The 20,205-nt window shown below is 72.2% G+C and carries 18 protein-coding genes and 1 pseudogene; 7 read left to right on the top strand and 12 right to left on the bottom strand.

The genetic code is table 11. The features are described from left to right. Positions 1-3: 3 nt before the first annotated feature. From ACFYV5_RS04480 to ACFYV5_RS04445, 8 genes are all read right to left on the bottom strand, one after another. Complete coding sequence (locus tag ACFYV5_RS04480; RefSeq protein ID WP_355109890.1) at positions 4-822, bottom strand: ABC transporter permease; 819 nt, start codon at positions 820-822, stop codon at positions 4-6. Positions 823-824: 2 nt separating this feature from the next. Then, positions 825-1,595: an ABC transporter permease gene (locus tag ACFYV5_RS04475; RefSeq protein WP_355109892.1), complete on the bottom strand. Its 771-nt coding sequence runs from the start codon at positions 1,593-1,595 to the stop codon at positions 825-827. Further along, positions 1,592-2,524 (bottom strand): ABC transporter ATP-binding protein, encoded by a 933-nt coding sequence (locus ACFYV5_RS04470; protein ID WP_389164209.1) that lies wholly within the window; start codon positions 2,522-2,524, stop codon positions 1,592-1,594. Before ACFYV5_RS04470 ends, ACFYV5_RS04475 begins: the two co-directional genes overlap by 4 nt. Before the next feature lie 99 nt (positions 2,525-2,623). After that, on the bottom strand, positions 2,624-3,718 hold the full coding sequence (locus ACFYV5_RS04465) for a sigma-70 family RNA polymerase sigma factor (protein WP_389164206.1): 1,095 nt from the start codon (positions 3,716-3,718) through the stop codon (positions 2,624-2,626). Between the two features lie 59 nt (positions 3,719-3,777). After that, the gene (locus ACFYV5_RS04460) at positions 3,778-4,827 is read right to left on the bottom strand and encodes a lytic transglycosylase domain-containing protein (protein WP_389164204.1); all 1,050 of its coding nucleotides are present in this window, start codon (positions 4,825-4,827) and stop codon (positions 3,778-3,780) included. Positions 4,828-4,993: 166 nt separating this feature from the next. Then, positions 4,994-7,270 (bottom strand): ADP-ribosyltransferase domain-containing protein, encoded by a 2,277-nt coding sequence (locus tag ACFYV5_RS04455; RefSeq protein WP_389164201.1) that lies wholly within the window; start codon positions 7,268-7,270, stop codon positions 4,994-4,996. Between the two features lie 118 nt (positions 7,271-7,388). Beyond that, positions 7,389-8,798, bottom strand: a complete 1,410-nt coding sequence (locus ACFYV5_RS04450) for an FAD-dependent oxidoreductase (RefSeq protein ID WP_389164197.1) — start codon at positions 8,796-8,798, stop codon at positions 7,389-7,391. Between the two features lie 40 nt (positions 8,799-8,838). Then, the gene (locus ACFYV5_RS04445) at positions 8,839-10,011 is read right to left on the bottom strand and encodes a polysaccharide pyruvyl transferase family protein (protein ID WP_389164195.1); all 1,173 of its coding nucleotides are present in this window, start codon (positions 10,009-10,011) and stop codon (positions 8,839-8,841) included. Between the two features lie 230 nt (positions 10,012-10,241). Between ACFYV5_RS04445 and ACFYV5_RS04440 the strand changes: the two genes are divergently transcribed. The 3 genes from ACFYV5_RS04440 (at position 10,242) to ACFYV5_RS04430 (ending at position 12,502) form a co-directional block, all read left to right on the top strand. Next, positions 10,242-11,306 carry a lactonase family protein gene (locus ACFYV5_RS04440; protein WP_389164193.1) on the top strand — a complete coding sequence of 355 codons (1,065 nt, stop codon included), beginning with the start codon at positions 10,242-10,244 and terminating at the stop codon, positions 11,304-11,306. A gap of 18 nt (positions 11,307-11,324) precedes the next feature. Beyond that, positions 11,325-12,209, top strand: coding sequence for a glycosyltransferase (locus ACFYV5_RS04435; protein ID WP_355109908.1), 885 nt, complete (start codon positions 11,325-11,327; stop codon positions 12,207-12,209). Between the two features lie 86 nt (positions 12,210-12,295). Beyond that, the gene (locus ACFYV5_RS04430; protein WP_389164190.1) at positions 12,296-12,502 is read left to right on the top strand and encodes a hypothetical protein; all 207 of its coding nucleotides are present in this window, start codon (positions 12,296-12,298) and stop codon (positions 12,500-12,502) included. Here ACFYV5_RS04430 and ACFYV5_RS04425 read toward each other — a convergent pair. Then, positions 12,499-13,035 carry a DoxX family membrane protein gene (locus ACFYV5_RS04425; RefSeq protein ID WP_389164187.1) on the bottom strand — a complete coding sequence of 179 codons (537 nt, stop codon included), beginning with the start codon at positions 13,033-13,035 and terminating at the stop codon, positions 12,499-12,501. The genes ACFYV5_RS04430 and ACFYV5_RS04425 overlap by 4 nt on opposite strands. Positions 13,036-13,149: 114 nt before the next feature. Between ACFYV5_RS04425 and ACFYV5_RS04420 the strand changes: the two are divergent. Beyond that, positions 13,150-13,251: pseudogene (locus ACFYV5_RS04420) on the top strand (HdeD family acid-resistance protein); the annotation flags it as partial. A gap of 95 nt (positions 13,252-13,346) precedes the next feature. Continuing rightward, entirely contained in the window at positions 13,347-13,769 is a 423-nt protein-coding gene (locus ACFYV5_RS04415; RefSeq protein WP_355109914.1) for a DUF350 domain-containing protein, read from the top strand. Between the two features lie 21 nt (positions 13,770-13,790). On the opposite strand, the gene ACFYV5_RS04410 is transcribed toward ACFYV5_RS04415, so the two are convergent. Beyond that, on the bottom strand, positions 13,791-14,261 hold the full coding sequence (locus ACFYV5_RS04410) for a hypothetical protein (protein ID WP_389164184.1): 471 nt from the start codon (positions 14,259-14,261) through the stop codon (positions 13,791-13,793). A 56-nt stretch (positions 14,262-14,317) separates the two neighbouring features. Continuing rightward, complete coding sequence (locus tag ACFYV5_RS04405; protein WP_389164181.1) at positions 14,318-15,847, bottom strand: glycoside hydrolase family 71 protein; 1,530 nt, start codon at positions 15,845-15,847, stop codon at positions 14,318-14,320. 573 nt (positions 15,848-16,420) lie between these two features. Between ACFYV5_RS04405 and ACFYV5_RS04400 the strand changes: the two genes are divergently transcribed. Beyond that, positions 16,421-17,896: a sugar transferase gene (locus ACFYV5_RS04400; RefSeq protein ID WP_389164178.1), complete on the top strand. Its 1,476-nt coding sequence runs from the start codon at positions 16,421-16,423 to the stop codon at positions 17,894-17,896. Between the two features lie 18 nt (positions 17,897-17,914). Here the strand turns inward: ACFYV5_RS04400 and ACFYV5_RS04395 are convergent, their stop codons facing one another. Next, positions 17,915-18,880 carry a GDP-L-fucose synthase family protein gene (locus ACFYV5_RS04395; RefSeq protein ID WP_389165074.1) on the bottom strand — a complete coding sequence of 322 codons (966 nt, stop codon included), beginning with the start codon at positions 18,878-18,880 and terminating at the stop codon, positions 17,915-17,917. 149 nt (positions 18,881-19,029) lie between these two features. Here ACFYV5_RS04395 and gmd point away from each other — a divergent pair, with 149 nt between their 5' ends. Next, positions 19,030-20,043 carry a GDP-mannose 4,6-dehydratase gene (gmd, locus tag ACFYV5_RS04390; protein ID WP_355109922.1) on the top strand — a complete coding sequence of 338 codons (1,014 nt, stop codon included), beginning with the start codon at positions 19,030-19,032 and terminating at the stop codon, positions 20,041-20,043. The last annotated feature ends 162 nt before the right edge of the window (positions 20,044-20,205 follow it).

Raw genomic sequence — 20,205 nt, 5'->3', positions numbered from 1 at the left:
CCCCTACCCCGCTATCCGTACGGTCGTGTGAGAGCCCCAGATCGCCAGGCTGAGGAAGAAGTCGAGGACGTTGATGGCCACGATGGACGTCCGTACCCCGCGCCCGACCGCGACGCCGACGCCCGCCGGGCCGCCGCTCGCGTGGTAGCCGTAGTAGCAGTGGACCAGGATGATCACGAGGGCGAAGACGATCACCTTGCCGAACGACCACAGCACGTCGACCGGCGGCAGGTACTGCTGGAAGTAGTGGTCGTACGTCCCGCTGGACTGGCCGTAGTAGCCGGTGGTGATGGTCCGGGCGGCGAAGTAGGAGGACAGCAGCCCGATCACGTACAGCGGGATCACGGCCACGAAGCCGGCGATCATCCGGGTGGTCACCAGGAACGGCAGCGAGGGGACGCCCATCACCTCCAGCGCGTCCGTCTCCTCGCTGATCCGCATCGCGCCGAGCTGGGCGGTGAATCCGGCGCCGACCGTCGCGGAGAGGGCGAGCCCCGCGACGAGCGGGGCGATCTCGCGGGTGTTGAAGTACGCGGAGAGGAAGGCCACGAAGTTGGAGGTGCCGAGCTGGTTGAGCGCGGCGTAGCCCTGGAGGCCGACCTCGGTTCCGGTGAAGAAGGAGAGGAAGGCGATGACGCCGACGGTGCCGCCGACGACGGCCAGTGCGCCGCGGCCGAAGCTCACCTCGGCCAGCAGGCGGAGGACCTCCTTCTTGTAGCGGCGCAGGGTGCGGCCGGTCCAGGCGAGGGAGCGGCCGTAGAAGACCAGCTGCGTGCCCAGCTCCTCCAGGGAGTGGAGGGGGCGGTCGAGAAGTCGTCGCACAACTAACCCCTCTGCGGGACGATTTGGAAGTACACCGCGGTCAGCACGAAGTTCGTGACGAAGAGCAACATGAAGGTGATGACCACGGACTGGTTCACGGCGTCGCCGACGCCCTTCGGACCGCCCTTGGCGGTCAGGCCCTTGTACGAGGCGACGATCGCGGCGATGGCGCCGAAGACGAGCGCCTTCAGTTCGGCCGCCCACAGGTCCGACAGCTGGGCGAGGGTGGTGAAGGAGGCCAGATAGGCGCCGGGGGTGCCGTTCTGCAGGACGACGTTGAAGAAATAGCCGCCGGCCACGCCGACCACCGAGACCAGGCCGTTGAGCAGGACCGCCACCAGCATGGTGGCGAGGACCCGGGGGACGACGAGGCGGTGGATCGGGTCGATGCCGAGGACCTGCATCGCGTCGATCTCCTCCCGGATCTTGCGCGCCCCGAGGTCGGCGCAGATCGCGGTGCCGCCGGCCCCGGCGATGAGCAGCGCCGTGACGATGGGGGACGCCTCGCGCAGGACGGCGAGTACGGAGGCGGCGCCGGAGAACGACTGGGCGCCGAGCTGCCGGGTCAGGCCGCCGATCTGGAGCGCGATGACGGCGCCGAAGGGGATGGAGACCAGAGCGGTGGGGAGGATGGTGACGCTCGCGACGAACCACGCCTGCTGGATGAACTCCCGTACCTGGAAAGGGCGTCGGGGAAGGGTCCGCAGGACGTCGAGGGCCATGGCGAAGAGGCTGCCGGAGTGGCGGAGGGCACCTGTCGGGGAGAGGCTCATGCGTCCGCCGCCTGTCGTCCCCGCAGCTCCGTCTCGCGGTCGGCGATCGCCTGCCAGCGGGGCGGGCGGGTGATCCCGGGGCTCGGCAGCAGGCGCGGTGTCATGGCGGGAAGGGGCTCGTCCCCTCCACCGAGGTCGGCGAGCTCCTGTTCGACCTGGGCGGCGTCCTTCTCCTCCGCCATGCCGATCGGTCCCTGCATCCGGCCGTTGAGGAACTGCCGTACGACGGGCTCGTCGCTGGTGAGCAGCTGCTCGCGGGGACCGAACATCACCAGCTCGCGGCGGAAGAGCAGGCCGATGTTGTCCGGGACCTGGCGAGCCGAGGCGATGTCGTGGGTGACGATCAGGAAGGTCGCGTCGACCTGCGCGTTGAGGTCCACGATCAGCTGGTTGAGATAGGCCACTCGTACCGGATCGAGCCCCGAGTCCGGCTCGTCGAACAGGATGATCTCCGGATCGAGCACCAGCGCCCGCGCAAGCCCCGCCCGCTTGCGCATACCGCCGGATATCTCGCCGGGCAGCTTCTCCTCGGCGCCGATCAGACCGACCATGTCCATCTTCTCCAGGACGATCCGTCTGACCTCGCTCTCCGGCTTGCGGGTGTGCTCGCGCAGCGGAAAGGCGATGTTGTCGTAGAGGTTCATGGACCCGAAGAGGGCGCCGTCCTGGAACAGCACGCCGAAGAGCTTGCGCACCTCGTACAGGTCGTGTTCGCGGAGCTGGGTGATGTCCTGTCCGGCGATCCGGATCGATCCCCGTTCCGGCTTGAGCAGCCCCACGAGCGTCTTCAGGAACACCGACTTGCCCGTGCCCGAGGGACCGAGCATCACGGACACCTCACCGGCGGGCAGCGTCAGCGACACGTCCTGCCAGATGACCTGGTGGCCGAAGGACTTGGTCAGTCCTTCCACACAGATCTCGACACCCATCCGGTTCACCCTTCAGCGGGGAGCAGCTCGTACACCTGCTCTACGGGGAGGGGCGCCGGGTCCGTCGCGAAGAAGCGAAGATTTTTTACGCGGTGGACATCAGGGGTGTACGGGGGTGTGGGGCAGGGCCTCCGGGACGGTCTCCACGACAGCACCGGCGTCAGCGTCAGGGAGCGGGAGCGGAAGCGGCGGTGCCGATACGGCGGGGGCGGCCGGCAGGGACGGCAACGGGGCAGCCGCGGCGGGCACGAAGACCCCGGGGGCGGAGACGTCCGGCAGAGCCACCTCGGGCGCGGCGACGTCCGGCAGGGTCACCTCGGGCGCGGTCACGTCCGGCAGGGTCACCGTCGCCGTCGCGGGCGCCGGGGAGGGCTTCCGCGGGGGGACGGTCGGCGACGGCGAGGCCTCGGCGGACGGCGGCGTCGGCGGTACGGAGGGGGCGGCGGCCGGCACCTCGTACCCGGCCCTCTCCTCCCCCAGCTCCACCGCTCCGGAGGTGGCGGGGCGGGTGGGACGCGGCGTGTCCGTCTCGTACGCGAACGGGATGATCAGGCCCACGACGGCCAGGGTCGCCGCCGCCGATGTCGCGACCAGGGCCTGGGCGGGCACCCCCGCCTGACCCGCGTGGTCCCGGCCGCGCCCGATCAGCCACAGGGCGAGCGCCAGGGTGCCGGCCAGCGAGTTGCGCAGGGTGCGACGTGCCCGGGCCAAGAGGGACTCGACCGCGCGAGGGCTGAGCCCCATCTCGTGGGCGATCTGCTCCACGTCCCGGTCCTCCGACCTCAGCCTGAGCGCCTCGGCCTGTCGGGCGGGCAGTTCCCTGCTGCGGTACGCCACCCAGCGTGCCTCCGCCCGGTCGCAGACCACTTCCTCGACGGGCACCGGGCCGGGAGGGGTGAGCTTCGGGGCGCTGCCCACCTCGGCCTCCCGGTGGACCTGCCGGTGCCGGTCGACGCACAGGCGCATGGTCACCGTCGTGAGCCACGCGCCGAGCCGTGCCTCGTCCAGGTGCGCGTTCTGCGCGCCGCGCAGCATCGCCTCCTGGACGGCGTCCTCGGCGTCCTCCACGCTCATGGACCTGCGGCGGGCCACCTTGAGCAGCTGCTCGCGGTGGCTCCACATGCGCTGCCACCGCAGGTGGGCCGCCTGGTCCCCCGGTCCGGTCGAGTGGGCGTGATGCATGTCCGTCGTCATGACCGGGGACGTTACCGCCCGGTATCCGGTGGAGGGAGGGGGTGGTGCGCGAGTGAGTCCTAACCGTTGCCGGGAAGCTGCCCCGTCCCCGGCAGGACGCCGTCACCGGGCAGCCCGGCACCGGAGCCGGGGCCCGTGACCAGGGAGGGCAGGGGCTCCGGCACGTTCGTCGGCGCCGGTGCCGGCGAGGGCGTGGAGGTCGGCTTCGGTGCCGGCTTCCGCGTCGGCGGAGGAGCGGACGAGGGGGTGGGCGCCGAGGCGGAGGGCGACGCACCGGTCCGCGGGCCGGGGTCGGACGTCCCGGTCCGCGCGGTGCCCGGGAACGAGCCGGACGAGGTACCCGTACCGGAGTCCGTGACGCCGTGGGTGCCGCTCAGGTCGGGCACCACCCGGTGTCCGCTCCGGAAATAGCCGTACCAGGAAAGAACGACGCTCAGGTAGGCGCGCGACCGGTTGTAGGAGAGGATCGCGCGGTCGAGGTCCCGGGGCCGGGAGAGGTCGCGTCCGCCCGCGCACAGGTAGCGCCCGGCCGCGAGCGCCGCGTCGTGCACGTTGTGGGGGTCGGCCCTCCCGTCGCCGTTGCCGTCGGCTCCCCATCCAGCCCAGGTGGAGGGGATGAACTGCATCGGGCCCACGGCGTGGTCGTAGGACCGGTCGCCGTCGTACGCGCCGCCGTCGGTGTCGCGGATCAGCGCGAAACCGCGGCCGTTCAGCTGCGGGCCGATGATCGGCGCGTACGTCGTCCCGTCCGCGTCCACCCTGCCGCCGCGCGCCTGGCCGGACTCCACCTGCCCGATCGCCGCGAGCAACTGCCAGCGCAGGGCGCAGCCCGGGGCGCTCCGCGCGAGCGCCGATTCCGCCCGCCGGTACGCGGCGAAGACCGTGGCGGGCAGCGACCCGCGGTCGGCCACGAAGGCGGCGCGGTCCGGGGACGGCGCCGGGCCGGGGACCACGAGCGGGGGCAGCTCGGTCAGGTAGTACGCGTCACCCGACGTCTCCGTGTCGGGTGCCGTACCGGGCTGGGGGCCGACGGCCCGCGCCGCGAGACCCGGCGCCTGTGAACCGGTCAGCGCCGCCATGGCCGCCACCGCGACCGCCGTGCCCCTCATCCCTCTGCGCATCCGCCCCGACGCACGCCCTGTCATCGCTCGGTCCCCTCCCGCTCACACGACTCCTGTCCTCTTCTCTACGGGGCGAGCGGGCGGGTCCGTCGCGCGGATTGCGGGCAGGCTGACCTGGCAGGCCGTTCGGGCGGCGGATTCTCCGGACGCGAACCTAGGACACCAGCCCCTGCCCTTCCAGCTCGGTCAGCCGGACGGTACACAGCCCCCCGCGCTCGGCCTTCACCTCCGTCACCTTCAGCCGCGTGCCCGGCGCGAGGATGTACTCCTCCTCGCCCGTGAACGCGGAGTACCGCCGGATCCCCACCGCCCGCGCCGGCGTCACCTCGAACAGGGTCCGCCTGCCGCGGCTGCCGAGGAACGACCGCGCGACGCCCACCTCGGACGTGCAGGACGACACGCCCCACCAGGTCACCGTCCGCCCCACCGGGTACTGGGAGCGCAGGTCCAGCGCCACACCGCGCCACAACGGCCGTGTCTGCGCCGGGAGGGCCGACAACGCCGAGAACAGCAGGCGCAGGTACGGCAGATACGGCACCGCCCGCTCCCGGTCGGGAGAACGCAGGGCGGCGTTGATCTCGCGGTAGAACGCCGACTCGCACGTGTACAGGTGCAGCGCCGAGATCGCGTCGGCGGACAGCCCCTCCCCGGTGATCCCGCCCGCGGGCTCGGCTTCCGTGGCCTTGGTCTCCCCGAAGCGGTACGACCGCTCGATGTGCCGGTCCAGGCGCGCGAGCACCTGCGCCACCGGCTCGACGGCCTTGCGGAAATCCATCAACGGCGTGTCGAACACCCCGGTGAGGGGCGGCAGGGCGAGGCCCTCGTCCTTGACGCTGGTGAGCCGCTCCAGATACAGCTGGTGCAGCTCCATCGTCGTGGCGATGAACGCCCCCATCCGCTCCGCGACACCACCGCCCTCCGCGCCGCCGCCGCCCCCGGCCGTCCCCCGGTCCCAGCCCTTCCGCGGCAGCCAGTCGACCGGCTCGGCCCCCACCGCCGCCAGGGCGTCGTTGACCTGGGCGAAGTGGTCCCCCTCGCAGAAGACGTCCCCCTGCGCCGCCGGATTCGCGTGATCCACGTGCCGGACCTCGACCCCCGGGTACTTCTTCTCCAGCCGCTGGACGGCCCTCTTCAGGCTCCGGGCGTGCGCACCCCACCAGGCGAACACGACGCCCCGGTCCTCCTCCTCGGCGTCCTGCTTCGCGCGAAGGATCTCCTCGACGATCTGCTCGGCCACGGGCCGCCAGAACGACGTGTGCCGATCGGTCGGCAGGGCCCCGTCCGCACTCGCCGTGAGGGACGCGTTCAGCAGCAGCACACCCTGGGTGAGCATCGCCTGGAACCACTCCGGCGGCTGAACTGTGTCCTCCTTCTTCAACAGGGCTCGGATGTCGGCGATCGGCGTCTTCTTGGCGATGCCGTACTTCCACATGGCGGCCGCCTTGATGATGCAGCGGATGCTGACCACCCGGCCGAACTGACTGTCCTTCCAGTCATGGAAGGTGTTGTCGAACATCGCGATACCGGTCGCGCTCTCCGGCCGCGGATAGGGGTTCTGTCCGAAGACGACCACCTTCCACTTCCGCGGCGGGTGCGGCTTCAGCGCCTGGAACGTCAACTCGCGCACCGGAACCACCTCGGCGCCGCGCTTCGGACCGATGAAATCGGCGGCCGCCGGCTGCGCCTCGATCACCGGGGCCAGCAGCGGCAGCCACGGCTCACCGCCACCGGTGAACAGCTCGGCCAGCCCCAATGGGTCCCCGGCCGGGGCAGTCGCCGGGCTCGCCGGCACGTTGATCCGCACCCGGCGCTCGGCCCCCGCGCTCTCGATGTCGTCGAGCTGCCCCAGCACCGCGGCCCGCAACTCGTCGTAGTCCGCGAACCCGTGGTCGTGGAACAGCGTGTAGCCCGTCCACATCAGATTGGCGCACACCCGCGCGGGCACCCGTCCGGTCTGCGCGCCCAGCCCGACGAGCGCCACCGACCGGATGCTGCCGGGCTTCGCACGGTTCTGCAGATGCACCGCCTGGAACGCGGCCGCGCACGCCAGCGCCACGTTCATGGTGTCGCTGATGTTCTGCGAGGACTGCCGCATGGTCGGCGTGGAGATCAGATACCGGGGAACGGCCGCCCCGGAGGAGACACAGACCGCGCTGCCCACCGGCAGGCTCCCGCCGAACCGGTACCGGATCGCCCGCTGCACCCGCACTTGAATACCGGCGCCGAGGTACCTCTTGACGACGGCGTCCACCCCGCCGTCCATCCGGCCGCGCTCATTGGTCGGGGACACCCACGCGTCGACATCCACATCGAGAAGCGAACCCTGCCGGATCTCGACCTCGGGCACATCCGCGAACGCGGACCGCCAGGCCGCCACCACCTTGTCGTTGACATCGACCAGAACGACCCTCAACGCACGCCCGCCGCCCACGAATCCACCCCTCTCGCACAACCTCTCGAACGTGCCCGAAGCTACAACGCGCCACTGACACAGGAGGGTCGTGCGACGGAGGGGTGGTCGGAGGGGACGCCGTGGCGCACCGCCTCGTTCAGCGGAGGCTGGCTCCCTGTGCGCGGAGTTCCCGCTGGACCGCGGAGACCGGTACGTCCCGGGGGCGCATGCCCTGGGACGACGCGAGGGCCGCGCAGACGCCGGCGGCCTGACCGGTGGCCATCGAGATCGGCATGACGCGGTAGGAGGAGTGGGCCACGTGGTCGCCCGAGATGCAGCGGCCCGCGACCAGGATCCGGTCCAGGCCCTGGGGGAAGAGGCAGCGCAGCGGAATGTCGTAGGACTGGCCGCGCGGAAGGCGCCGCAGCGTGGTGCCACGGCCACTCGGATTGTGGATGTCCACCGGGTAGGCCCCGCGGGCCACGGCGTCGTCGAAGGTCCGGGCGGTCAGGACGTCCTCGCCGGTGAGCAGGTAGTCGCCCAGGATCCGCCGGGTCTCGCGGACGCCGACCTGGACGCCGCTCTGGACGACGTACGACTCGGCGAAGCCGGGCACACGGCCGCGCAGGAAGCGGGCGATCTGGGCCATCTGGCGGTGCGCGGCGAACTCGGCGCGGGTGAGGTCCCAGACGCTCGTGCCGAGCACTTCCGTGACACGGGTGGAGTTGACCGCGACCTCGCCCGCGTTCGGCGTGGCGAAGAAGAGCATGTCCTCGCGGTGCAGGTCCAGTTCGCCGGCGTCGGTGGCGGCGCGGACCAGGTCCCACAGGCCGTGCACGCCCTTCCACTGGTCCGGGTGGGCCCGGGCGTACGCGGAGAACTCCTCGTGGTCGAAGCCGACCATGCGGAACATCAGGGTCATGGGCTGCGTCCAGCCGTCCTCGGGGCGTCCGATCTCGTACGACGCTCCGGCCGCGGCGGCGATGTCACCGTCACCGGTGCAGTCGACGATCACGTCCGCGTCCATGACCAGCGGTCCCGACTTCGTCTCGAACACGGCCCGGGCACGGTCGGGCAGCGGCAGGACGCCGGAGGCGAAGGCGTGCAGCAGGGTGCGCACCTCGTGCGTCTCCAGCAGGTCGTAGACGACCAGTTTGAACAGCTCCGCGTCGAAGGGAACCGTGTAGCCGGTCTCGACCGAGGGGCGGATCGCCGCCCCGGCGCGCACCAGCTGGTCGAGCAGGACCCACAGCACGCCCCCGACGACGGGTTCGCCCTCGCCGTGGTCGGGCGGCAGCAGCCGCGCCACGTCCCCGGCGACGGCCTGCTTGACCTCGTTGTGGAAACTCATCAGCGGCATCACGAGAGCCGCGGTGGCGTTGCCGCCGAGGAACCCGTACCGCTCCACGAGCGTGACCTCGGCGCCCGCGTTCGCGGCGCCGATGGCCGCGCCGATGCCGGCGGGACCGCCGCCGACGACCAGTACCTGGGTGGAGCCGGCATGGAGGGCCTGGCGCGGCGGGAGCTCCACGCTCCGGGGGACACGGGGCGGTTGCAGGTAGGTCACGTCTTCTCCTGGGAGCCGGGGCGGGGGCCGGCGGCTCGGCTCAGCCGACCGGGGAGACCGGCGCCGGCGTGGTGGGCAGCAGCACGGGCGGCGGAGCGATCTGCTCCAGGTAGGCGAGGAAGCGTTCCGCGGTCAGGTCGGCCTGTTGCCGCATCGACGCCGTCCGAGCGGCCATCTCGGCGAGGCGGGCGGGCCGCTCGTCCCACAGGCGGTCGACTTCGGACAGGAGCAGTCCGACGTTCTCCCTGACCACTCCGCGCAGGGCGGGCGCGCCGACCCGCTGGGCGAAGTCGAACACCTTTCCGGCGTAGGGCAGGGGCAGCAGGGGCACCCCGGCGAGCGCCGCGAAGATCAGGAAGTGCAGCCGCATGCCGATGGCCAGGTCCAGCCGCTTGACGATGTCGAGGACCTGCTGCGGGGTGGAGGCGCCGCGCAGCACCGTGCAGGCTCCGGGGTCGGCCAGGTGGGACGCCACGGCGTGGGCGTGCCGGATGTCGTCGCGTTCCATCGGTATGAAGACGACATGGGCGTCCAGCCGGTTGACGAGGAAGTCGCCGACGTGCGCGAGGAGCTGGTGGTAGCCGCCCTCGTCGAGGTGCTCGGCCGCGCGTCCCGGCTCGCGGACGCTGATGCCCACCAGCCGCACGCCGCGCGGTACGGCCTCGGCGCGCAGGAGTTCCTCCCCGCCGTCGCCGGGGCGCAGGAGCAGCGCCGGGTCGGCGGTCACCGTGATGGGACGCTCCAGGCCGGCCTCTTCCAGGACCAGCTTCGACTCCTCGTCGCGGACCGTCACCTCGGCCGCGCCGGCGAGGGTCGTGCGGACCCAGTCGCAGTCGACCTCGTCGGTGAGGGGGCCGGCGCCCACGGCGTAGGTGAAGACGGGAACGCCGAAGTTCTGGGCGGCGCGCGCCAGCCGCAGATAGCGGCGCGCCTCGGTGTTGTAGAGGATGCCGCCGCCGCCGAGTACGAGGACGTCGAGCCGGCGCAGATGCTCGGCGATCCGCTCCCTGCTCACGCCTTCCCACCCGACCACCCCGACGTCCGGGTGCGCGGCCCGAGTGTGGTCGGGGTTGCGGGAGAACACGGTGACGCCGACGTCCGGCCGCGCGGCCCGCACGCGGTCCAGCATGGCGGTGAGGATCGCCTCGTCGCCGACGTTCCGTCCGCCGTAGGAACCCAGCACTCCTACGGTGACCTCGCTTCCGTCGCCCATGAATCACCTCTCGTGGGATGCGTACTCCTCCTCCAGTTCACCCCATGGGGAGATTTACGCATCTCGAGAGGCGGCGGGGCGCCGGGCAGGGGCGCGCGGGGCGGGGTCGGGCCGCGTGGCGAACGGAGTAAGCCACGGTGACCCGGCGGTCCGGCCGGTCGTTCTCCGTCCCCGAGCGGATCTGTCCCCGAGCGGATCCGGAATCGACGAGAGGACATCCTGTGGGCGGCGTGGAGCGTGGGAACGGGGCGGACCGGAGCACCGGCCGGTGGGCGTACATCGGCTCGTTCACCACGGGGGGCGGCGGCGGCATCACCGTCGCCGCCGTGGACGCCGACGGGGCTCTGGTCCCGCGCACGACGGTGGGCACCGTCCCCAATCCCTCCTCTCTCGCGCTCGCCCCGGACACCGGGATCCTCTACGCGGCGAGCGATACGGAGCGGGGCGCGGTGGTGGCTCTGCGGCCGGAAGGCGACGGGTTGACCCCGCTGGGGCCGGCGGTCGAGGTGGGCGGTTCCGGCCCGGCGTACCTCTGCCTGGCCGGGTACCGGCTTCTGACCGCCCACTACGGCTCGGGGGGCGTCGGCAGCCTGCCGGTGCGTCCCGACGGCAGCCCGGCGGGGCCCCCGGTGGTGCTTGCGCACCAGGGTTCGGGGCCGGACCGGGAGCGCCAGAGCGGCCCCCACGCGCACCAGGTGCTCCCCTCTCCCGGAGGACGGTGGGTGCTGAGCGTGGACCTGGGGACCGATTCGGTACGGGTCTGCGCGCTCGACCGGGCCACCGGTGCGCTGCGGGTGCACGCCGAGACCCCGCTGCGCGCCGGGTCCGGGCCGCGGCACCTGGCCTTCCATCCGGACGGCGAGGTGGTGTACGTCCTCCACGAGCTGGAGCCGCAGATGACGGTCTGCCGCTGGGAGGAGGCGTCCGGCCGGCTGGAGGCGCTCTCCGAGACCGCCATCGACACGACCGGGCTTCCCGAGGGGGAACGGGCCTATCCCTCGGTCGTGTCGGTCGCGCCCGACGGACGCTTCCTCAGGGCCGCTGTGCGGGGGAGCGATCGCGTCCTCACGTTCGACCTCGCCGACGACGTGGAGAAGCCGCAGCTCGTGGACGTCGTGGACTGCGGTGGCAGCTGGCCGCGCGATCTGGTGACGGACGCGTCGGGGCTCCGGGTGTACGTCGCCAACGAGTGGTCCGGCACCCTCACGTGGTTCGACGCGGACCCGGGAACCGGACGTCTGTCCCGCGCCGGCGCCGTGGACGTACCGGCCGCCGCCTGCGTCGTCTTCTCCTGATCGGGTCCGACTCCGTCCATGAGCGCCGACGCCCGCACCACCGTCGTCCTGATCACGCACAACCGGCGCGAACAGCTGTTGCACTCGCTCGACCGACTGGCCGCGCTCCCCGAGGCCCCACCGCTGATCGTCGTCGACAACGCGTCGACCGACGGCACCCCGGAAGCCGTCGCCGCGCACCACCCGAGGGTCACCGTGCTCACTCCGGGCAGCAACCTCGGAGCGCCCGGCCGCACTCTGGGCGTACGCCGCGCCCGCACTCCGTACGTGGCCTTCAGCGACGACGACTCCTGGTGGGAGCCGGGCTCGCTGAGCCGCGCGGCGGACCTCCTGGACCGGCACGAGCGGCTCGGGCTGATCGCCGCGCGCGTCCACGTCGGCCCGGAGGGCGAACCCGATCCGCTGAACGAGATGCTGGCGGCCTCCCCTCTCGGCCTCGCTCCCGATCTCCCGGGGCCGCAGGTCCTCGGGTTCCTGGCCTGCGCCGCCGTGGCGCGGCGGGAGGCGTACCTGGCGGCGGGCGGGTACCACCCGATCCTGTTCCTGGGCGGCGAGGAGACGCTGCTCGCCTACGATGTGGCGGCCCACGGCTGGGGGGTGTGCCACTGCCCCGACGTGGCCGCCGTCCACTCCCCCAGCGGCGGGGTGAGGCCGGGCCGGCCGGCCGTCCAGCTCCGCAACGCCGCGCTGACGTCGTGGATGCGCCGCCCCCTGCCGGTGGCCCTGCGGCACACCGGGGAGCTCGCGGGGAAGGCCCGGCGGGACCCGGAGGCCCGTACCGCGTTGCGCGAGATGGTCAGGCGGCTCCCGGCGGCCCTGCGCGAGCGCCGACCGCTGCCCGCGGCCGTGGAGGCGGCGGCCCGCCGTCTGGACGCGCGGGCCATGCCGGGCACGCCGGCGTGAGCGGTGACCGGCGCGCGTACGGTGTCCCACAGCAGTACGCCGTCCACGGCGGTACGGCCCCAGGGCACCATGCCGCGGGGCCGGGGGTGGAGCGGCAACCAGAGGTTCTGCTCGCGGCTGCGCAGGGACGCCTCCATGTCGGCGATGCGCGGGACGGTGTCCCGCGTGAGGTCCTCCAGGGAGCGCACGGGGACGACATCGGGCCGTTCGAGCAGCGCGGGCCCGTCGTCAACCGGCGGGACGTTCACCGCATTTCGTCCAGCCGTGAGGCGCGCGTCGTCGACGCGGGCTAGATGTCGGACTCGGACGGCTCGGGTGCGTCGCTCCGGGCCTGGGCACGACGGCCGACCACGGCGGCCGCGGCCAGCGCGCTGGCGATGAAGGCCGTGGCGACGACCAAGGGGCGGTCGAGGACGTGTCCGGTGGCGTGGTCGAGGGAGTAGCGGCCGGCGCCCGCGACACCGACGGCGGCCGCGGTGAAGCCGAGGAAGGCCGGGTACTCGTAGCCGCCCGCCTGGGCGAAGAAGCCCGCGGGCAGGTGGACGGCGACCGCGCCGGCCATGGCTCCGGCCGCGGCGGCGCCGGCGGCCGGGGTGGCCAGGCCCAGGGCGAGGAGGGCGCCGCCACCGGCCTCGCCGAGCCCGGCGGCGACGGCGCTCTCGCGCGGCGGTGAGAAGCCCATGGCCTCCATCGCGTGGGCGGTGCCCTCCACCCCACCGCCCCCGAACCAGCCGAAGAGCTTCTGCGTGCCGTGCGCGGCGAGGACGGCGCCGGTTCCGACCCGGAGCACGAGAAGCCCGAGGTCGCGTCGGTTCAGGGTGGTCATCTGAGGTCTCCCGGGGCAGGGCCGAAGGTCGGACACCTCCCACTCTCACCGCCGGGCGGTCCCCCGCCTCGGTGTTGCTGCTCCGATCGGGTCATGCTTCGCGGCGTTTCGTCGATCGGCATCGGCCGGCTGTTCCGCGGGATCACCCAGACCGTCGCGGCGGCCTCCGGCCCGGCGATGCCGGCCCGTGGGCGGCAGGTCTTCCTCGGAGTCGTCAACGCCGCCCGGCCGGGGTCCTCGAGGTATGCGCTACATTTTGCCGGTCCTTGACCGCGATCATTCACGATCCCTCTTCTCGGAGCCGGCAACCCATGAGCGACATCGTCAACGGCCTCGGCCGGGCCACCGCCTACGGCGCACTCGGCGTGGTGCTGCTGATCCTCGGCATCGTCCTGGTGGACCTGCTGACGCCGGGGAAGCTCGGCCGGCAGATCTGGGAGGAGCGCAACCGCAACGCCGCGACCCTGCTCAGCTCCGCCCTGCTCGGTATCGGGGGCATCGTCTTCACCTCGATCTGGACGACGTACGACGACTTCGGCAAGGGCCTCGCCTCCACGGCCGCGTTCGGTCTGCTGGGCCTCGTGATGATGGCCGTGGCCTTCCTGGTCGTGGACCTGGTCACGCCCGGCAAGCTGGGCGCCACCCTCGTCGACCCCCAGCCGCACCCGGCGGTCTGGGTGACGGCCTCCTGCAACATCGCGCTCTCCGCCATCGTCTCCGCCTCCATCGCCTGAGGCTCCCGTCGCCTGAGCCCTTCAGCGCCCCATCGGCTCGACCTCCAGGAACCGTCTGCGGCGCGGCCCCCGGTACAGCAGCGCCTCCCAGCCGAACCGCTCAAGGAGGGGAACACAGGCCGCGAGCGCGGACTCCTCCTCCTGCGCGGCTCCGCCGCCGGGCGGCCCCACCCACTCCACGACGGCGGTACCGGGCCGTTCGCCGGCCGTGACCCGGTAGCCGGTCGCTACCCGGGCGCCCGTGGCGTCCGTGGCCGAGGGCTTCGTCCTCGCCGCCTCCAGGGCGAGGGCCACCGCCCGGACCGGCTGTCTCCGCTCCCACTCCGCGGGCACCCCCTGGGGCTCACCGCCCTGCCGGTTGGTCAGCCGCCTGATCTGGAGCAGCCCTTCCCAGGCCGCCCGTACCTCCCGGGACCGCTGCTCCGCCTCGCCCTCCGGCAGGGGCGGCCCGTCCCCCGTGGCCGCCTCGAAGGTCCCCCGGTTCGTCGTCATGCCCGAACCGTAGGCCCCGCCACCGACAACGACGGCCCGCCCGCGAGCCCCCGGCCTCAGCGCTGGCTGCGGCCGCTCGTCACCGCGTAGTACTGCAGGTCCTGCCGGTCGACCGGCCGGCGCACCGGATAGCGGCTCGTGACCGTCGTCGTGGTCTTCCCGTCCCGTACGGCGGTGGCGGAGCTGTGCCCGGTGCGCAGGGGCAGGAGGTGGGCGTGCACCCCGGCCGGTGCCCGGTGGCCGCCGTCGGCGGACCCGGTCGTGGTGCGCACCTGGGCGGGGGCGGTGAGGAAGGAGAGCACCTCCACGGTGTCCCGGGGCGTGGCCGTGCCGTCGCGGGGCTCTATCACCTTCGGCTGGTGCGAGGCGGGTGGGGTGTCGTCGACGAACTGGACGCGTGAGGTCAGATAGAGCGTGTCGCGGACGATCCTCGGCCAGGCGCCGGTCTTGAAGCGGGTCAGGTAGTACGAGGAGAGGTCGAGGTAGGCGTAGCCGTTGTGCAGCGAGGGCGCGAAGTGGGTGCCTTCGGAGTAGTCGTTCCAGGTGGTGAGCTGCACCCAGTCGGCGCCGGAGGTGAGGGCGGCGCCCCAGCTCGCGCGCAGCGTCTCGGTGTTGCCGGCCTCGTCGTAGACGCCCTGGTTGGGGCGGGCGTCCTGGACGGAGACCGGTTGCATCCAGATCTTGCCGAGCCGGTGGGCCCGCTCGGCGTCGGCGACGGCCCCGTTCTGCCGGTTGGCGCTGCGGGCGCCCCACTCGGAGAAGCCGTGGCTGATGGCGGCGTACCGCTCGTGGTCCGCGGTGAAGTCGAGGAAGAGGGGGACGAGCGCGGTGCGGATGCCGTGCCGGGACTCCAGCTCGCGCATCATCGTCCGCCACCAGTCGGGGTCCTTCTCCTCCGCCTTGAAGGGGGAGACGACGAGACGGCCGTCGGGGAGGCGGTGGGCCGCGGGGTGGCGGGCCAGCTCCGCGAGCGTGTCGGCGAGGGAGGCGGGGGTCGTGCGGAGCGAGGTCATGTCGGGCATGAGCTGGATCCGGAACCCGGGGTCCTCCTCCCGTGCGGCCCGCAGGAGGAGTTCGGCGCGGTCCCGGTTGCGTCCGCTCTCGGAGAGGAGGTCGAGCGTGAAGCCGTCGAGCCCGGCGTCCCGCGCGGTACGGATCTCCTGGCGCAGGTGGGCCAGTTCCCAGTTCCCGCTCTCGGGCGCGGCGGGCAGCGGCCGGTCGCGCAGCAGCCCTCCGTAGGCGCGGTGCTTGCCCTTCTCGCCCTCCGGGTTCAGGTAGTTGCGGCTGTAGTAGTCGCGGTCCGCGGGCTCGTTGTCCAGGGAGAGCGGGTACGGGGTGAAGTAGTGGGCGAAGACGAGCTTGCCCGAGCGGCGCAGTTCGCCGGTCGACGGCAGGTCGAAGGGAAGGGCGGTGCTGTACGCCGCCGGGGGCGCCGTGGCCGGCTCCGCGGGGGCGTCGGCGCGCAGCGCGTCGGCCGTGCCGATGCCGGCCCAGGCGCCGAGGAGCAGCACGCCCAGCGCGAGTCCGGGGAGCAGTCGGCGGTGGCCCGGGGCCCGATGGGTCCGGGCTGAAGGCGTGTCCGCCATGGCTGTCCTCAGGGTCGGTCGGAGCTTCCGCGGTCGCGCGGGCTGGCTGTAGTACAGCCGATCGCGGGCAGCGGAACAACCACCTCGGGCGCGTGGCGGAGGGGGTGCGAAGCGCCCGTCGCGTACCACTTCCGCCGCGGTCGGTACGGTGACCGGCGCGGTCGTCGGCCGGGGTCCCGTTCCGCATCACGGCCCGGGGCCCGTGGGATTGCGCGCGCCGTCCGGCAACAGCACGCGACGCGCGCCGACTTGTCGCATGGGACCGTGTGCTTTCGGCCACAACCGGGCCTGCTTCCCCACGGCTGCCGGGTCCCTCTCGGTCGCGCGCCCGCCGACTCCCTCCACGGCCTCACGTGCGCCGACTCCCTCGACGCGGCCCTACCACACGCTCGGCCATGCCCCCGCCGACCCCGATGTCACGAGTTGAACAGGCCGTCACGTTCTGAGGTCGTTCGCGTGAACAGCAGCGGGGGTGCGGGTGTTTGTCGTACTGTTCCGGCGTTGCGACGCTTGTTCATCGATCAGGGGGTCGATGAGGGGGGTGGCGCACGTCGACACGTGCCGGGGGGGTACATGTGGCATGCCCGCACAACTGAGACCAACTCTGCCGGAAATCAAACCGGTTCGCCGGCGACTCCACCACATCCACGCGCCAAGGCGCGCTGGTACCGGGCCGTCGCGCTGACGGTCGACATCTTCGGCGTGGGGCTTCCCGCCACGCTGATCCTGGGCGTCGAGCGTCAGCCGTACGCCTACCTCAGCGCCCTGGTCGCCGCGCTGTCCTGGGCCGGCGTCCGCGCGCTCCGAAGACGGTACGCCCGGCGGGAACTCGGCGAGTCGCGAGGCAGCCTGCCCGTCCTGCACGACTGGCTGGTCCTCCTGGGAGTGCTCGCCGTGTTCCGCGCCGCCGCCGATCTGCACCACCCGGCGCTGCTCTGTCTCGCGGCGCTGATTCCGGCCCCCATCCTCACCCTGACCTGCTCGAAACTGACGTGGCGCCACCTCGTGGCGGCCCGCCGCGAGGCCCAGGTGGTCACCCGGGTGCTCGTCCTCGGCGAACCCGTGGCGGCCGGCGAGGTCGCCGAGCATCTCGCGGGACGCACCGAGCACCCGTACGTGGTGGTCGGCGTCGTCGCGATAGGCGAGGGGCCGGTCCGCACCGGCGCTCCGGTCGCGACCCGGCTCGGGGTCCTGATGCCGGAGGCCGCCGACGGGGACACCGCGCCCGTCCTGGCCGCCGCCCGTGAACTGCAGGCCGATGTCGTCCTCGTCGCGGCCTGCGCCCGGATGGCGGGCGAACGGCTCCGGCGGCTCTCCTGGGGCCTGCACGACGCCGGCACCGAACTGGCCCTGGCTCCAGGGCTGGTGGAGTTCGCGGTGAAGCGCCTGGAGACCACGTCGGCGGCCGGCATGGCGCTGCTCCGGATCGCGCCGCCGCTGCGCGGCGGTGTGCAGCAGGTCCTGAAGTCCGTCATGGACCGCGCCGGAGCGGCCCTCGGTCTGCTCGCCCTGTCCCCGCTCTTCCTGGTGATCGGCGCCGCGGTACGGCTCACCTCGCCCGGGCCGGTGTTCTACAAGCAGGTGCGGATCGGGCAGGGGCGGGTCCCGTTCGTGATGTGGAAGTTCCGCACGATGTTCCTCGACGCCGATGCCCGCAAGGCGGAGCTGGCGCAGGCCAACGAGCACGACGGGCTGATGTTCAAGATGCGCCGCGATCCCCGGGTGACCCGGGTGGGGAGGCTGTTACGCCGCACCTCGCTGGACGAACTGCCGCAGCTGATCAATGTGTTGCTCGGTTCGATGTCCCTGGTCGGGCCCCGTCCGCCGCTGCCGGAGGAGGTGGCCCTGTACGGGGACGTGGAGCTGCGCCGGCTCGCCGTACGCCCCGGGATGACCGGACTGTGGCAGATCAGCGGCCGTTCCGATCTCTCGTGGGACGAGACGATGGAGCTCGATCTGCACTATGTCGACAACTGGTCCTTCACCAGCGATGTCGATGTCATGGCCCGTACGTTCCGCGCCGTCGTCGACGGTCGCGGAGCGTACTGACGGGCCGGCCTCATGACCTCAGTTCTGGTCCCGCCACCAGGCGTAGGTGGCGGCGATGCCGTCGGACAGCGCGACGGCCGGCTTCCAGCCGAGTCCGGTCAGCCGGGACACGTCGAGGAGCTTGCGCGGGGTGCCGTCGGGCTTGCTCGTGTCCCAGGCGATCCTGCCCTGGTACCCCGTCACCTCGGCGACAGTCTCGGCGAGTTCGCGGATGGTCAGATCCTCGCCGCAGCCGATGTTGACGGGCTCGTCGCCGTCGTAGCGGCGCAGCACGACGGCGCAGGCGGCGGCCAGGTCGTCGACGTGCAGGAACTCCCGGCGCGGGGTTCCGGAGCCCCAGAGCACGATCTCCTCGCGGCCCTCCTCACGGGCTTCGTGGAAGCGGCGGATCAGCGCCGGCAGGACGTGCGAGGTCTCCAGGTCGAAGTTGTCGCCGGGGCCGTAGAGGTTGGTGGGCATCGCGGAGACGTACGCGGCGCCGTACTGCTTCCGGTACGACTGGACCTGCACGATCCCGGCGATCTTGGCCAGGGCGTAGGCCTCGTTGGTGGGCTCCAGCGGGCCGGTGAGGAGCGCGTCCTCGCGGATCGGCTGGGGGGCGAGCCTCGGGTAGATGCAGGAGGAGCCGAGGAAGAGCAGGCGCTCGACACCCGCGGCGTGCGCACCGGCGACGACCGCGAGCTGGATCTGGAGGTTCTCCTCCAGGAACTGCACGGGGTAGGTGCTGTTCGCCATGATGCCGCCCACCTTCGCGGCGGCGAGCACGACGGCGTCGGGGCAGGTCTCGGCGAGGAAGGCCGCGGTCCTCGCCGCGTCGCGCAGATCGAGCTCGGCGCGGGTCCGGGTGATCACTTCGTGCCCGTCCGCGGTCAGCCTGCGGGCGATCGCGGAGCCGACGAGGCCGCGGTGGCCCGCGACGAATATCCGGGCCCGCTCGGGCAGGTACGACGGGGCTTCCGACGGGGCATCCGTCGGAACGGTCATCGGCACGGTCGTCGATTGAGTCATGGCCCGGATCATGCCAGGCCGAGAGGGACCGCAGTACAGCAGATACGGATTTACTGACTGAATCACTTCATATCCGTCATTTACGGACCGGCTGGGGGCCGGACCGTTCGGAAGGGGGACCACGCATGAGCAAGACCGCACTCATCACCGGAGTCACGGGACAGGACGGCTCGTACCTGGCCGAACTGCTGCTGTCCAAGGGCTACACGGTGCACGGCCTCGTCCGTCGCTCGTCCAGCTTCAACACGGAGCGGATCGATCACGTCTACCAGGATCCGCAGCAGGCGAACCGCTCGTTCGTGCTGCACCACGCCGACCTCTCGGACGGGGTGGCGCTGGTGAACCTGCTCCGTGACATCCGCCCCGACGAGGTCTACAACCTCGGCGCCCAGTCCCATGTGCGGGTCTCCTTCGACGCACCGCTGTACACGGGTGATGTGACGGGCCTCGGGGCCCTGCGGCTCCTGGAGGCGATCCGGGCGAGCGGGGTCGACACGCGGATCTACCAGGCCTCCTCCTCCGAGATGTTCGGCGCCACGCCGCCGCCGCAGAACGAGCAGACGCCCTTCCACCCGCGCAGCCCGTACGGTGCCGCCAAGGTCTTCGCCTACTGGACGACGGTCAACTACCGCGAGGCGTACGACATGTTCGCCGTGAACGGGATCCTGTTCAACCACGAGTCGCCGCGCCGGGGCGAGACCTTCGTGACCCGCAAGGTGACCCGGGCCGTCGCCCGGATCAAGGCGGGACTGCAGGACCGGCTCTACATGGGCAACCTCGACGCCGTACGCGACTGGGGGTACGCCCCCGAGTACGTCGACGCGATGTGGCGGATGCTCCAGCGCGACGAGCCGACCGACTACGTGGTGGCGACCGGAGTCCCGGCGACCGTACGGCAGTTCCTGGAGACGGCCTTCTCGCACGCCGGGCTCGACTGGGCGGAGTACGTCCGCTACGACCCCAAGTACGAGCGCCCCAGCGAGGTGGACGCCCTCATCGGCGACGCGAGCAAGGCGCGCGATCTTCTTGGCTGGAAGCCCACGGTCGAGGTGGAGGAGCTGGCCCGGATCATGGTCGACGCCGATGTCCGTATGGTCGAGGACCAGTTGGCCGGCGCCACGGTGCGTATCGACCGCTGATCTGCGCCTTTCATCCGTGCGGCCGCCCCGGGAACGACGGACGGGGCGGCCGTCCGTGCACGGCGCGGCGGCGCGGAAGGTACCGGTTTGAACAAATCGGCTTTTCGGCTTGTCCCTTCGTCGTACAGTTCGCATTCATCACATGGCAGTTGCACGACTTCT

This window comes from Streptomyces sp. NPDC003035 (assembly GCF_042888285.1).
Lineage (GTDB): Bacteria > Actinomycetota > Actinomycetes > Streptomycetales > Streptomycetaceae > Streptomyces.
Note: the sequence above shows the minus strand (reverse complement) of the source record. Positions and strands in the feature narration are given on the sequence as shown.

What these genes read in the sequence shown, in the direction of transcription:
- ACFYV5_RS04475 (WP_355109892.1), bottom strand. Translation starts at nt 1,595, where the DNA reads ATGAGCCTCTCCCCGACAGGTGCCCTCCGCCACTCCGGCAGCCTCTTC.
- ACFYV5_RS04470 (WP_389164209.1), bottom strand. Translation starts at nt 2,524, where the DNA reads ATGGGTGTCGAGATCTGTGTGGAAGGACTGACCAAGTCCTTCGGCCAC.
- ACFYV5_RS04465 (WP_389164206.1), bottom strand. Translation starts at nt 3,718, where the DNA reads ATGACGACGGACATGCATCACGCCCACTCGACCGGACCGGGGGACCAG.
- ACFYV5_RS04460 (WP_389164204.1), bottom strand. Translation starts at nt 4,827, where the DNA reads ATGAGGGGCACGGCGGTCGCGGTGGCGGCCATGGCGGCGCTGACCGGT.
- ACFYV5_RS04445 (WP_389164195.1), bottom strand. Translation starts at nt 10,011, where the DNA reads ATGGGCGACGGAAGCGAGGTCACCGTAGGAGTGCTGGGTTCCTACGGC.
- ACFYV5_RS04435 (WP_355109908.1), top strand. Translation starts at nt 11,325, where the DNA reads ATGAGCGCCGACGCCCGCACCACCGTCGTCCTGATCACGCACAACCGG.
- ACFYV5_RS04425 (WP_389164187.1), bottom strand. Translation starts at nt 13,035, where the DNA reads ATGACCACCCTGAACCGACGCGACCTCGGGCTTCTCGTGCTCCGGGTC.
- ACFYV5_RS04415 (WP_355109914.1), top strand. Translation starts at nt 13,347, where the DNA reads ATGAGCGACATCGTCAACGGCCTCGGCCGGGCCACCGCCTACGGCGCA.
- ACFYV5_RS04410 (WP_389164184.1), bottom strand. Translation starts at nt 14,261, where the DNA reads ATGACGACGAACCGGGGGACCTTCGAGGCGGCCACGGGGGACGGGCCG.
- ACFYV5_RS04405 (WP_389164181.1), bottom strand. Translation starts at nt 15,847, where the DNA reads ATGGCGGACACGCCTTCAGCCCGGACCCATCGGGCCCCGGGCCACCGC.
- ACFYV5_RS04400 (WP_389164178.1), top strand. Translation starts at nt 16,421, where the DNA reads ATGTGGCATGCCCGCACAACTGAGACCAACTCTGCCGGAAATCAAACC.
- ACFYV5_RS04395 (WP_389165074.1), bottom strand. Translation starts at nt 18,880, where the DNA reads ATGACCGTTCCGACGGATGCCCCGTCGGAAGCCCCGTCGTACCTGCCC.
- gmd (WP_355109922.1), top strand. Translation starts at nt 19,030, where the DNA reads ATGAGCAAGACCGCACTCATCACCGGAGTCACGGGACAGGACGGCTCG.